Origin of the sequence: Microbacterium gubbeenense DSM 15944 (genome assembly GCF_000422745.1) — a bacterium.
Classification (GTDB): Bacteria; Actinomycetota; Actinomycetes; order Actinomycetales; family Microbacteriaceae; genus Microbacterium; species Microbacterium gubbeenense.
In genome coordinates this window covers 57,069-70,191 of record NZ_AUGQ01000009.1, presented here as the reverse complement: position 1 = coordinate 70,191, position 13,123 = coordinate 57,069, and the positions used below count along the sequence as shown (strand labels likewise).

Below are 13,123 nucleotides of genomic sequence, written 5' to 3'. Positions count from 1 at the left end.
TCTCCCGCGGGGCATGCCGCGGGAGAAGCCCCGATCGATTGGCCCCCTCCGACGTGACCGATTCCTCTTCTCCCGACATCACCGCCACCGCCGAGCCGCACGACGTGCACGCCGTGGAAGAGAAGTGGCGGCGCTACTGGGAGAACAACGGCACCTTCCTCGCGGGCGGCGCGGATGACGAGCGACCGCGTCGGTACGTTCTCGCCATGTTCCCGTACCCCTCGGGCGACATGCACATGGGCCACGCCTCGAACTACCTCTACAGCGACATCGTCGCCCGGTTCTGGCGCCACCGCGGGTACAACGTGCTGCAGCCGATCGGCTGGGACTCGTTCGGGCTGCCGGCAGAGAACGCGGCGATCCAGCGCGGCGCGGATCCGCGCGAGTGGACCTACGACAACATTGCGCAGCAGCGCGACAGCCTCGGCAAGTACGGCGTCTCGTTCGACTGGACGCGGGTGCTGCACACGTCGGATCCCGAGTACTACCAGTGGAACCAGTGGCTGTTCCAGCAGATGTACGACCGCGGCCTCGCGTACCGCGCCGAGAGCCCCGTGAACTGGTGCCCGAACGATCAGACCGTGCTCGCGAACGAGCAGGTCGTCGACGGATCCTGCGACCGCTGCGGCGCCACGGTGATCAAGAAGAAGCTCACGCAGTGGTACTTCAAGATCACCGAATACGCCGACCGCCTGCTCGAAGACCTCGACGCGCTCGAGGGCGTCTGGCCGCACAAGGTGCTGCAGATGCAGCGCAACTGGATCGGCCGCTCCACCGGTGCCGACATCGACTTCGAGATCGAGGGCCGCGCCGAGAAGGTCACCGTCTTCACCACGCGCGCCGACACGCTGCACGGCGCCACGTTCATGGTCGTCGCCCCCGACAGCGACCTCGCCGCCGAGCTGGCCGCATCGGCGAGCCCGGAAACGCGCATGCGCTTCCAGGACTACCTCGACAAGACGCAGAAGCAGACCGACATCGAGCGCCAGTCCTCCGATCGCGAGAAGACCGGAGTGTCTCTCGAGCGCTTCGCGATCAACCCCGTCAACGGCGAGCGCCTGCCGATCTGGGCCGCCGACTACGTGCTGGCCGACTACGGGCACGGCGCCGTCATGGCCGTTCCTGCGCACGACCAGCGCGACCTCGATTTCGCCCGCACCTTCGACCTGCCCGTGCGCGTCGTGCTCGACACGAGCGCGGAGGGAGAGAACCTGCCGGATCCCACCGAGACGGGCGAGGCCCTTGCCGGCGAGGGCGTGCTGATCAACTCGGGCGAGCTCGATGGGCTGCCGAAGGCCGAGGCGATCGCGCGCATGACCGAGATCCTCGCGAAGAGCGGATCCGGCCGCGCGACCACGCAGTACCGCCTGCGCGACTGGCTGATCTCGCGTCAGCGGTTCTGGGGAACGCCGATTCCGATGATCCACACGGCAGACGGCCGCATCGAGAAGGTGCCGGCCGACCAGCTGCCCGTGACGCTGCCGGTCGCGAAGGACATCGACCTCAAGCCGAAGGGCACCTCGCCGCTCGGCGGCGCGACCGAGTGGGTCACCACGACGGATCCCGTCACCGGCGAGCCCGCCCTGCGCGACCCCGACACGATGGACACGTTCGTCGACAGCTCCTGGTACTACCTGCGCTTCCTGTCGCCGAAGAGCGATACCGTCGCGTTCGATCCGGCCGAGGCGAACCGCTGGGCGCCCGTCGACACGTACATCGGCGGCGTCGAGCACGCGATCCTGCACCTGCTGTATGCGCGCTTCATCACGAAGGTGCTGCACGACATGGGGCTCGTCGACTTCACCGAGCCGTTCTCGGCGCTGATCAACCAGGGCATGATTCTGCTCGACGGCGCCAAGATGTCGAAGTCGAAGGGCAACCTCGTGCAGGTGTCCGACCAGCTCGGCGAGCACGGATCCGACGCGGTGCGCGTCGCGCTCGCGTTCGCGGGGCCCGTCGAGGACGACAAGGACTGGAATGACGTCCAGACGGCGGGCGCGAAGAAGTTCCTCGCCCGTGCGATGCGCGCGGCGGAGGATGTCGCCTCCGAGGTCGGCGCCGATCCGGCGACCGGCGATAAGGCCCTGCGCCGCGTCACCCACCACCTGCTGAACGACGCCCCGGCCATCGTCGAGCACACGAAGTACAACGTGCTCGTCGCGCGGCTCATGGAGCTCGTCAATGCGATCCGCAAGGCGATCGATTCCGGCGCGGGCGGGGCGGATCCCGCCGTGCGCGAGGCCGCCGAGACGCTCGCGGTCATGCTCGACGTCGTGGCTCCGCACACAGCGGAGGAGATCTGGGAGATCCTCGGCCACGCGCCGAGCGTGAGCGCGGTCGTGTGGCCGAACGCCGATCCGGCCCTGCTCACGGCAGACGAAGTCACGGCGGTCGTGCAGGTCAACGGCAAGGTGCGATCGCAGCTGCAGGTGTCGGCGGAGATCACGCCCGAGGAGCTCGAGGCCCTCGCACGCGGCGACGAGAAGGTGCAGCGCTTCGTCGGCGATGGGCAGATCGTCAAGGCGATCGTGCGCGCGCCGAAGATCGTGAGTCTCGTCGTGAAGTGAGCCCCGCGCTCACCGCTCGCGCCAGACGCTGAGCCCGTCCGCCGCGCTCACGAGCACGAGCCCGTCGGTGTCGGTGCGGGCGACCGCGGTGCCGGATCCCGCGAGGAGCGCGAGCGTGTCGGGATGCGGGTGGCCGTAGTCGTTCTCGCCGACGCCGATCAGCCCGATGAGCGGGCGGATCTCGGCGTAGAGGGCGGGCGACTGATCGCGGCTGCCGTGGTGGGACACCTTGACGACGTCGTAGGTTCCCATCACGCGGCCCGATCCCCAGAGCAGTCGTTGCGCGTCCTCGCCGAGATCGCCGAGCAGCAGCGTGCGGGGAACGGCGCCGCCCGAGACCTCGACCACGAGGCTGGTGTCGTTGCCGGGAGCGAACGCCCGCGTATCGCGCGCGGGCCAGAGGATCCGCCACGTTGCGTCGCCGAGCGCGCCGTGCATGCCCGCGTATCCCTCGCGCACGTCGCCCGAGACGCCTCGTGCGTCGCTCAGGTCGTCCTCGCTCTCGTACGGCCCGTGGACGATCGTTCGCACGCGTCCCGCGAGCGCGGGCACGCCCGTCACGTGATCGGCGTCGAAGTGGGTGAGGAACGCCACGTCGATCTCGTCGACCCCGAGGCGGGTCAGGCACCGTTCGAGCGCGTCGACGTCGGGCCCGGTGTCGACGATCGCCGTGCGGCCGGCCGAGCGCAGGAGGATCGCGTCGCCCTGCCCGACGTCGCACAGCGCGATCGACCAGTCGCGCGGGGCGGTCAGCGGGCCGACGACGCTCGTGAGCGCGACGGTTCCGCCTCCGGCGCCGACGACGAGCGCGAGAACGGCGACGGAAGATCGCAGGATCCATCGTCGCGCGGCGGCCGGGAGGCGACGGGGAGCCCCGGTGATCGCGACGACGACGCACGCGCCGATGGCGGTGAGCGCGAGGAAGCCGAGCCATCCCTCGTGCCAGCCGAGCCCCGCGGCGGGCAGCGCGGCGAACGTCTCGGCGGTCTGCGCGACCCACGCGGACGGCAGCCACGCGAGCGATGCCAGACCGAGCGCGAGCGGAGGGATCGCCTGTACGAGGCAGGCGGCGAGGCCGAGCACCGTCGCGGCGGGAGCGGCCGGGCCCGCGATCATGTTCGCGACGACGCCGTAGAGCGACACCTGCGGCGCGAACAGCACGATGATCGGGCCGCACACGAGCTGCGCCGCCAGGGGAACGGCGATCCCGAGCGCGAGCGCACGCGGCATCCACCGATTGAGGCCTGTCGCGAGCGGCTCGGCGAGCAGGAGAAGGGCGCCCGTCGCGCTGGCCGACAGCAGGAACCCGTATGAGGTCGCGAGCCACGGATCCGCCGCCACGAGCACCGTCACCGCGAGCGAGAGCACCGCGACCCCCGCACCCCGGCGGCCCGTCAGCAGGGCGAGCAGCGCGATCGTCGACATGGCGCCGGCGCGGATGACGCTCGCCTCGGGGGTGACGAGCACGACGAATCCGGCGAGGGCGACGAGAGAGACGATCACGCGCGTGCGACGGCCGGCGCCACAGGCCGCGCAGATGCCGAACGCGATCGCGCCGACGAGCGAGCAGTTGCTGCCGGATACGGCTGTGAGGTGTGAGAGCGACGACGCCTTCATGTCGGCATCGAGCTCGTTCGAGACGCCGCTCGTCTCGCCGACCGACAGCCCCGGCAAGAGCCCGGCACCGGGGTCGGGGAGGCCTTGGCGCACGAGGTCGACGAAGCCGCGCCGCAGCTGGCTCGTGACCGCGAACACGTGCTGGGGCGGTGCGCGCACGTTCAGGCCATCCGCGAAGACGACCGCGACGGCGGCGTCGCCCGGATCGGCCGGTTCCCCGCCGCCGGAGACCGACACGACCGATCCGAGATCGAGCCCGTCCGGCGGAGGGTCGGCCCGGAGCAGAACGCTGATGCGCGCGGATCCGTCCGGTGTGGTCGCGGTGCCGTCGAAGCGCACGCCGCCCGTGGACGGCTCGACCTTCGTCGTGACCGTGACGGCGAGGTCGGTCACCCGGCCATCGAGGGCGGCCGCGACGGCCGCGCGCTCCGCGTGGACGATCGCGACGTGTGCGGAGGCGATCCCCGCCGCGGCACAGGCGACCGCGACGAGGGGGAGGAGCAGGGCGAAACGGCCGGGGCTCGGTCCGACGAGCTCGGGCCGGGGCTTCGTGCGGCGATGTCGAACCTCGAGGATCGCCACGGCGGCGAACGCTGCGGCGGTCGAGCCCCAGAGCAGCGCCGCGACCCCGGGCGCCCATTCCGGCCGCAGGACGGACGCGAGGGCGGCGCCCCACGTCGCGCCCGCGACGGGGATCATGCGCAAGTCGCGCGGCGTCACACCGTCACCAGGTCGCGCAGCGATTCGAGAACCTTGGGCCCGATGCCGGAGACCGCGAGCAGATCGTCGACCGTTCCGAAGGGCCCCTCGGTGTCGCGCCAATCGATGATGCGGCCGGCGAGCGCGGGGCCGATGCCCGGAAGATCCTCGAGCGCGGCCGCGTCGGCGGTGTTGATGCTGACGAGTCCGGGCGCGGATCCGCCGCCGGGCGCCGATGGTGCCGGCGCCTCGCCCTCGGCGGGCACGACGAGCTGCTCGCCGTCGGTCACCGGGCGGGCGAGGTTGACGGCCGATTCGTCCGCGTCGTCGGCGAGCCCGCCCGCCGCGGACACCGCATCGATCACGCGCGCGCCAGGCCGCACCACGTAGAGGCCGGGATGTCGCACGGCGCCCGACACGTGCACGTACGATTCCTCCGCGACGGCCCCCGACGGATTCGTCGTGACTGCGGGCGTTTCGGCGATGTGCTCGACGGGCGCGGTCTGACCCCGCCAGATGCCGATGCCGACCGTCGCGGCGAGCGCGACCAGCACGAGCACGATGGCGCCGCCGATGCCGAGGCGGGCCCGCGGCGATGCGCGCCGATAGCCCTCGAGATCCGACATGGGATCGACGCTATGCAGTCGAGCGCGACGAGATGCGGCCCGATCGCGCGATCGTCAGATAACTCCGCCGAATCGATGATTGTGAACAGCATCTCGCGAGCGCGGGTCGGTACTGTTGAACCATGGCTGCTGCTCGACGACCCGGACCCGCGAAGAAGGCCACGGTCATCCCGCAGCTCGACTGGCGCGACCCGCGGGCGGCTGCCGTCGTGCTCGTGTCGGGGCCGGAAGAGGTCTGCGCCGAGCGTGCGACGGGTTCGATCCGTACGCTGCTGAAGGCCGACGATCCCGCGCTCGAGGTGACAGACCTCCGCGCCGACGACTACACGTCCGGAACGCTGCTCGGGGTGACCTCGCCGTCGCTGTTCGGCGAGCCGCGCCTCGTGCGCGTCGGCGGCGTCGAGAAGTGCAGCGACGCGTTCCTCACGGAGGCCCTCGCGTACATCGACGCCCCGCAGGAGGGCGCCACGGTGGTGCTGCGCCACACGGGCGCGACGGTGCGCGGCAAGAAGCTCCTCGACGCCATCCGCGCGGGCACGGGCGGCGGCGTCGAGATCGCCTGCCCGACGGTGAAGAACGACCGCGACCGCGTGCAGTTCGCCGGCGACGAGTTCCGTCAGGCGAAGCGCCGGATCAAGACCGACGCCCTCGCGTCCCTCACGCAGGCGTTCACGGGCGACCTCGCCGAGCTCGCCGCCGCCTGCCAGCAGCTGATCCAGGACACGACGGGCGTCATCGATGAGCAGGTCGTGGCGCGCTACTACGGTGGGCGAGTCGAGACGAACGCCTTCGCCGCGGCCGATGCCGCGATCGCGGGCGATTACGGGCGGGCGCTGATCACGCTGCGGCACGCGCTCGACTCCGGCGCGGATCCGGTGCCGATGGTCGCCGCCTTCGCGATGAAGTTGCGCACCATGGCGCGGGTCGGTGGCAAGCGCGGGCCGGCGCGGCAGCTCGCGCGCGAGCTCGGCATGCCCGATTGGCAGATCGAGCGCGCACAGCGCGATCTCGTGGGGTGGACGGGGGGCCAGATCGGCCTCGCGATCCAGGCCGTCGCGCGCGCCGACGCCGAGGTCAAGGGCGCATCGCGGGATCCGATCTTCGCGCTCGAGCGCATGGTGACGGTCGTCGCCACGCGCGCACCCTTCGGCGCGTAACGCTGGCGCCCCGACCATTCACCGGCCCCCAACCCTTCATTTCTGGCACTTTTCTACACGCAATTGCGTGTAGAAAAGTGCCAGAAATGAAGAATTAGCGTGGGGGCGCAGAAAAGCCCGCCCCTTGGGGCGGGCTTTTCTCGGCACTCAGCTCAGAGAGCGTTGATCTGCTTCGCCAGGGCGCCCTTGCGGTTCGCTGCCTGGTTCTTGTGGATCACGCCCTTCGAGACGGCCTTGTCGAGCTTCTTCGAGGCCTTCGCGAAGGCGGTCTCCGCGGCGGGCTTGTCGGCACCGGCGATTGCGCGGCGCGTCGCGCGGACGACCGTGCGCAGCTCGCTCTTCACGATGCGGTTGCGCTCGCGGGCCTTCTCGTTGGTCTTGTTGCGCTTGATCTGCGACTTAATGTTTGCCACGTCTGTACAGACTTTCGTTCGAGTGAAATCGGATGTTGTCGTCGGGCAGGTAGAGGGGCTGCCGTTCGACGTGTGCGGGCGTGGGAACCCACACGCAAGCCAAGGAATAACTCTACCAGGAAGTTCCTGGAGAACCCGACCCAACGACAGCGGGGTCGGTGCCGAAGCACCGACCCCGCTGTCGATCAGAGGGCTACTTCGCCCACCCGAAGTTCTCCACCGGCAGCACTCCGAAGAGGTCCAGACCGGTGTAGGGCTCGGGGGTGAGGTTCGCGAGACCGTCCTTCGCCGCCATGATCTGCGGGCCGGCGTAGAGCGGCAGGATGCCCCACGACTCGGCCATCAGCTCCGACTCGAGCTCCATCGCCGCGGGGATCTGCTCCTCGGCCGTCGGCAGCGCCTCGACCTCGTGGATGCGCTCGTCGAACGTCTCGTTCATCGTCGCGGAAAGGTTCAGTCCGCTGTCCTCGCAGTAGACCTGGCACATCCACATCACGCCGTAGGCGTCAGACGAACTGAAGCCGAGGGTCACGAGGTCCCAGTCCTTCTCGGTCAGCGTGGTCGAGAACTCGCTCGATGCACGCTGGTCGAGCTGCATGTCGAAGCCGATGGCCTTGAGCTGCTGCTGGACCACGCGGGCACGCGCCTCGGTCAGCGCGTCATCGCCGAATGTGGGCAGGCGGCCTTCAAAGCGCACGCCGTCGCGCTCGCGGATGCCGTCGTCGCCCATCTCCCAGCCGGCCTCGTCGAGGATCGAGTTCGCCTCCTCGACGTTGTACTCGTAGCCCGAGTTTGCCAGCGCGTCCTCGTACCCGTCCTGGTAGGGGTAAAGGTTCAGCGAACCGGCCGGTTCCTCGGAGTAGTCGAGCCCATCCCACATCACGTCGGTGATCTGCTCGCGGTCGATGGCCATGAACATCGCCTGGCGCGTCTCGAGGTCGGCGAACTGCTCCCGCTCGGCGTTCAGCTGGATCAGGTTGTTCGACGCGCGGGCGGCGCGGTAGACCGTCGTGTCCTCGACGTCAGCAATTTGCTCGAGCGTGTCGGCCGTGAGCGACTGCGAGTTGCCCGCCATGTCGATCTCGCCGGCGCGGAACGCGTTGATCTCGGCCGTGGGCTCCATGACGCGGAAGGTGACCGTATCGAGCATCGGCTCGTCGCCCCACCACTTGTCGTTCGGGACGAACGAGATCACACCGGCCTCGCGATCGAACTCATCGATCATGTACGGACCTGCGCCCCACTCGGGGTGAGCACCGTCGAGGTAGGCCTCGTTGAACTTCTCGGCGCTGTCAACCGCCGGGTGGGTCACGTTGAAGAACAGCGCATCGACCCAGGCAAACGTACCGTCGAAGGTGATGACGGCCTGCTTGTCAGTATCGCCGGCCTCGACGGACGCGATGTTGCGGTAGCCCTCCGTGCTGTTGGGCGCATAGTCGCCCTCGCCGCGGTTGGCGATCCAGGTGTTCTCGATCGTCTTCCAGTCCATGGGCGTGCCGTCGTTGAACTCGGCCTCGTCCGTGAACGTCAGGGTCATGACAGTGTTGCCGTCGACCTCTTCGACCGTCTTGTCGGAGATGTACGCCGGGTTCGGGTACGACTCTCCCTCGGGGGTCGACAGGATGATCTGCGGGTTGTACCAGGTCCAGATCGTCTGGGTCGGCACAGCGCCATCCTGATTCATGGCGTTCATCTGCGGCGTGATCTCACTGATCGCGACCGTGACGTCGCCGCCCTGCTGCATGTCGGCGCGGTCAACCGGGTTGTAGTCGGCTTCCTTCGTCTCGACGGGAGCTGCGTCTCCGCCGCCGTCGCCGCCGTTACCGTCTCCGGATCCGCCGCCGCTGCAGGCCGTGAGAGCGAGGGAGAAGGTCGCCGCGAAGGCGGCCGCTCCGATCCACTTTGAGTGCTTGTTCATTGGTGTTCCTTTCGCGCTATTGCGCTGGGGGTGGGATTCAAGGGGGAGACCTACCGGAAGTGGCACGCGTTGGTGTGCACGCCCTCACGTCCAGTGAGCTGTGGTGGCTCCTCCTCGCAGCGGGTCCTGCTCGCCGTATCCAGAGTCTGGTACAACGGGCAGCGACTCACGAAGGGACAGCCCGAGATCTTGTCGGTCGGGCTGGGAAGATCCCCCGTCAACACCACACGTTCTCGTGTGCGTTCTACATGGGGATCCGGAACCGGGATCGCCGACAGCAGCGCTTGTGTGTACGGGTGCTGCGGGTCGTCGAAGACTTCGTCGACGTCGCCGAGCTCGACGAACTGGCCGAGATACATCACGGCCACGCGGTCGGCGAGGTGGCGCACGACCGAGAGGTCGTGTGCGACGAAGAGGTAGGAGATGCCGAGCTTCGCCTTGAGCTCGTCGAGCAGGTTGATGACGCCGGCCTGGATCGACACGTCGAGCGCCGAGACCGGCTCGTCGAGCACGATGAGGCGGGGTTCGGTAGCGAGCGCCCGGGCGATGCCGATGCGCTGCCGCTGGCCGCCGGAGAACGCCTGCGGGAAGCGGTCGCCGTGCGCGGGGTTCAGGCCGACGAGGCCCATCAGCTCGTCGACGCGTTCGTGCGTCTTGTTCTTGTCGACGCCGATCGTCCGCAACGGCTCGGCGATGATGTCGAACACCGTCATGCGCGGGTCGAGCGCGCCCATCGGATCCTGGAAGACGATCTGGATGTCGCGGCGCAGCGCGCGCTCATGGCGCTTGGAACCGATGTCCTTGACGCTCGTTCCGCCGATGACGATGTCGCCGTCGTCGTGCTGCGCGAGCTCCATGATCTCGAGCAGCGTCGTCGTCTTACCGGATCCCGACTCGCCGACGATCGCGAGGGTCTCGCCCTCGCGGATGTCGAACGAGACGTTCTTGACCGCGTGCACCTCGCCGACCTTGCGCTTGGCGAGCGCTCCCTTGAGCAGCGGGAAGGTCTTGGTGAGGTTCTCGACGCGCAACGTCTCCTTGCGCTCCTCGCGCGGCGTGGCGAGCAGCTCGCTCTCGGGGATCACCGGCGGCGGGAACACCGGCTCGCCGTCGATCACGCCGTTGCGGATCTCATCGGCACGGATGCAGGCGGCGCGGTGGCCCTCTTCGCCGCCCTCGACGACGGCGAGCGGGGGCTCACCCTGTCGGCACGCGGCAACGGCGATCGGGCAGCGATCGGCGAACGGGCAAGCATCCGGAAGGTCGATCAGGAGGGGCGGGTTGCCCTTGATCGGTACGAGCGGCTGCTTGTCCTTCTTGTCCACGCGGGGGATCGCGGCGAGCAGGCCCACCGAGTACGGCATGCGCGTGTCGTAGAAGAGCTGATCGACGGGCGCGTGCTCGACGGGGCGGCCCGCGTACATCACGAGCACGTCGTCGGCGACGTTCGCGACCACGCCCATGTCGTGCGTGATCATGATCACGGCGGCCCCGGTCTCGCGCTGACCCTTCTTGATGACCTCGAGGATCTGTGCCTGGATCGTGACGTCGAGCGCGGTCGTCGGCTCGTCGGCGATGATCAGCTTGGGGTCGTTCGCGAGGGCGATCGCGATGACGACGCGCTGGCGCATGCCGCCCGAGAACTCGTGCGGGAAGGCGCGCATGCGCACCTCGGCGTTCGGGATGCCGACCGTCTTCAGCAGCTCGACGGCGCGCTTCCACGCGGCCGACTTCGAGACGCCGCGGTGGGCGGTGATCGCCTCGACGAGCTGGTCGCCGATCGTGAACACCGGGGTGAGCGACGTCAGGGGATCCTGGAAGATCATCGACAGGCCGTTGCCGCGGATCTCCGACATCTGCTTGTCGGACTTGCCGAGCAGCTCCTGCCCGTTGAAGCGTACGGATCCCTTGACCCGCGCGTTGTCGGCCAGCAGGCCCATGATGGCGAGCGACGTCACCGACTTTCCGGATCCGGACTCGCCGACGATGCCGATCGTCTTACCGGGGAACAGATCGAAGCTCACGCCGCGCACGGCGTCGACTCGACCGGCCTCACTCGCGAAGGTGACGGTGAGGTCGTTGACGGACAGAATCGGTTCGGTCATGCGCGGCCTCCTGCTGCCGAGTTCGGATCGAGGGCATCGCGCAGGCCATCCGCGACGAACGCCATCGAGACCGTGAGAAGCGTCAGGATCGCGCCGGGGAACAGGAAGATCCACGGCGCCGACGTCACGACGCTGGATCCCATCGCGATGAGCGTTCCGAGCGAAACGTCGGGAACCCGCACGCCGAAGCCCAGGAACGACAGGCTCGTCTCGGAGTTGACGGCGGCGACGACGCCGAGCGTGAAGTTGATGATGAGCAGCGAGGCCATGTTCGGCAGCATGTGGCGCAGCACGATGCGGAAACTGCCGACGCCCATGTATCGCGCCGCCTGGATGTATTCGCTCTCGCGGATGGACAGCGACAGCGTCCACACCGTGCGGGCGAGGGTCATCCAACCGATCACGACCAGCATGATGGCGAGGACGAACCAGTTGCCGCCGGAGCCGTTGGTGACGAGCGCCACGATGAGGAAGCCCGGCACCGCCATCATGAAGTGGATCACCCAGAGGATGACCCGCTCGGACCATCCGCCGAAGTAGGCGGCGATGCCGCCGAGGAGGGCGGAGATCACGGTCGTGCCCGTCGAGACGATCAGCGCGATCATGAGCGAGCGGCGCAGGCCCTCGATCGTCATCGCGAAGACGTCGTTGCCGGAGTTCGTCGTGCCGAACCAGTGGTCCGCGCTCGGGCCGTCGCTGAGGGCGAGGAAGTCGAGTTCGACGTGGTTCCACTTCTGGAAGACCGGGCCGACGACGGCGAACAGGACGAGCACGACGAAGATGCCGAGGGCGACGGTCGCGGGGATGTTGCGGAAGAAGCGGCGCGAGTACAACGTCCACTTGGACAGTGGCTTCGAGCGCTGGATGGCGGGTGCCTCAATGGTCGTCATATCAATTCACCCGCACTCGCGGATCGAGGGCCACGACCGCAATATCGGCGAGCAGTGCGCCGATCGCGGTCAGGAACGCGCCGAAAGCGGCGATGGCGACGGTGCCGTGGACATCGTTGCGGCCGATGGTCTGCACGAGATACTCGCCGAGGCCGTGCCACGCGAAGATCTGCTCGGAGAGCACCGCGCCGAGGAAGATGACGGGGATCGAGAAGGCGATCTGCGTCGCGATCGGAATCAGCGACGTGCGCAGCGCGTGCTTGCGGATCGCGTGCTTCTTCGTGAGGCCCTTCGCGCGCGCCGTGCGCACGTAATCGGCGCTGATGTTGTCGAGCAGGAGCGCGCGCTGCAGGAAGTGCGTCGTTGCGTATCCGACGAGCGACATCGCGAGCGTGGGCAGGATCAGCCGGTGCAGCGTATCGAGCACGGGCACCCACCAATGTTCGGACGAGAGCCCGACGGGTCCGGTGACGTAGAAGATCGTCCTGCCCGCGAGGTCATTGACCCAGATGCCGACCAGCACGAAGCCGAGGGCTGCGACGATCGGCGGAATGTTCATCGTGATCGTCGAGCTGAAGTGCCCGATGCGGTCGGCCAGCTTGTACTGCCGGTTCGCGGTGTAGACGCCGAGCGCGATGCCCGCCACCGTCGTGATGATGAGCGTCACTCCCGTGAACTCCGCCGACACCCACATGCGGGCCGCCATCTGGGTGTTGACGGTGTCGCCGTTGGGGGCGAGGCCCCAGTTCCAGTGCAGAACGATGTTCGTGAGCCATGTCCACCACCGCTCGAGCAGAGGAACCGAGTCGCTCAGGTTGCGCGGTTCCAACAGATCCGTGATCTGCTGCGGGCTGAGAGGGGGGCGTCGACCGACGTAGTTGCTGCGAGGATCCATGAAGTTCCACGCGAGCAGATACGTGATGTTGGTCGACACGACGATGATGACCAGCCAGTTGATCAGGCGGCGCGTCAAGTATCGGAACAAGGTGTCAGGTGGCTTTCTCGAGGAGCACAGGGCTGAGAGGTGACTCTAGTCTGCGTTCGTCCGCTTCTGCGAATGGGGTGGCCATTAGCAATAAAGCGTTATCAATCTGTATCGGACGGACCGTTTCGTAATCAGCTGCAGGTGCC

General features: G+C 68.3%; 9 protein-coding genes. 2 read left to right on the top strand and 7 right to left on the bottom strand.

Annotation, left to right across the window (positions count from 1 at the left end):
- Positions 1-53: 53 nt before the first annotated feature.
- Positions 54-2,567, top strand: a complete 2,514-nt coding sequence (gene leuS, locus G510_RS0107475) for a leucine--tRNA ligase (RefSeq protein ID WP_245563255.1) — start codon at positions 54-56, stop codon at positions 2,565-2,567.
- Between the two features lie 9 nt (positions 2,568-2,576).
- Here leuS and G510_RS0107470 read toward each other — a convergent pair whose 3' ends face one another.
- Together G510_RS0107470 and G510_RS0107465 are read right to left on the bottom strand one after the other, a co-directional pair.
- Positions 2,577-4,904 carry a ComEC/Rec2 family competence protein gene (locus tag G510_RS0107470; RefSeq protein ID WP_029153123.1) on the bottom strand — a complete coding sequence of 776 codons (2,328 nt, stop codon included), beginning with the start codon at positions 4,902-4,904 and terminating at the stop codon, positions 2,577-2,579.
- Complete coding sequence (locus G510_RS0107465) at positions 4,901-5,509, bottom strand: ComEA family DNA-binding protein (RefSeq protein WP_029153122.1); 609 nt, start codon at positions 5,507-5,509, stop codon at positions 4,901-4,903. The genes G510_RS0107470 and G510_RS0107465 overlap by 4 nt, the downstream gene beginning before the upstream one ends.
- 122 nt (positions 5,510-5,631) lie before the next feature.
- On the opposite strand from G510_RS0107465, the gene holA reads away from it, so the two are divergent.
- Complete coding sequence (gene holA / locus G510_RS0107460) at positions 5,632-6,666, top strand: DNA polymerase III subunit delta (protein ID WP_029153121.1); 1,035 nt, start codon at positions 5,632-5,634, stop codon at positions 6,664-6,666.
- Positions 6,667-6,818: 152 nt separating this feature from the next.
- Here holA and rpsT read toward each other — a convergent pair whose 3' ends face one another.
- The 5 genes from rpsT to G510_RS0107435 all read right to left on the bottom strand — a co-directional run bounded on the left by rpsT (position 6,819) and on the right by G510_RS0107435 (position 12,977).
- Complete coding sequence (gene rpsT, locus G510_RS0107455; protein ID WP_029153120.1) at positions 6,819-7,079, bottom strand: 30S ribosomal protein S20; 261 nt, start codon at positions 7,077-7,079, stop codon at positions 6,819-6,821.
- 193 nt (positions 7,080-7,272) lie between these two features.
- Positions 7,273-8,997 carry an ABC transporter family substrate-binding protein gene (locus tag G510_RS0107450; RefSeq protein ID WP_029153119.1) on the bottom strand — a complete coding sequence of 575 codons (1,725 nt, stop codon included), beginning with the start codon at positions 8,995-8,997 and terminating at the stop codon, positions 7,273-7,275.
- A 50-nt stretch (positions 8,998-9,047) separates the two neighbouring features.
- Complete coding sequence (locus tag G510_RS0107445) at positions 9,048-11,102, bottom strand: ABC transporter ATP-binding protein (RefSeq protein ID WP_029153118.1); 2,055 nt, start codon at positions 11,100-11,102, stop codon at positions 9,048-9,050.
- Positions 11,099-11,992 (bottom strand): ABC transporter permease, encoded by an 894-nt coding sequence (locus G510_RS15890; protein ID WP_036322362.1) that lies wholly within the window; start codon positions 11,990-11,992, stop codon positions 11,099-11,101. The genes G510_RS0107445 and G510_RS15890 overlap by 4 nt, the downstream gene beginning before the upstream one ends.
- A 1-nt stretch (position 11,993) precedes the next feature.
- Entirely contained in the window at positions 11,994-12,977 is a 984-nt protein-coding gene (locus G510_RS0107435) for an ABC transporter permease (protein ID WP_036322360.1), read from the bottom strand.
- Positions 12,978-13,123 lie beyond the last annotated feature (146 nt).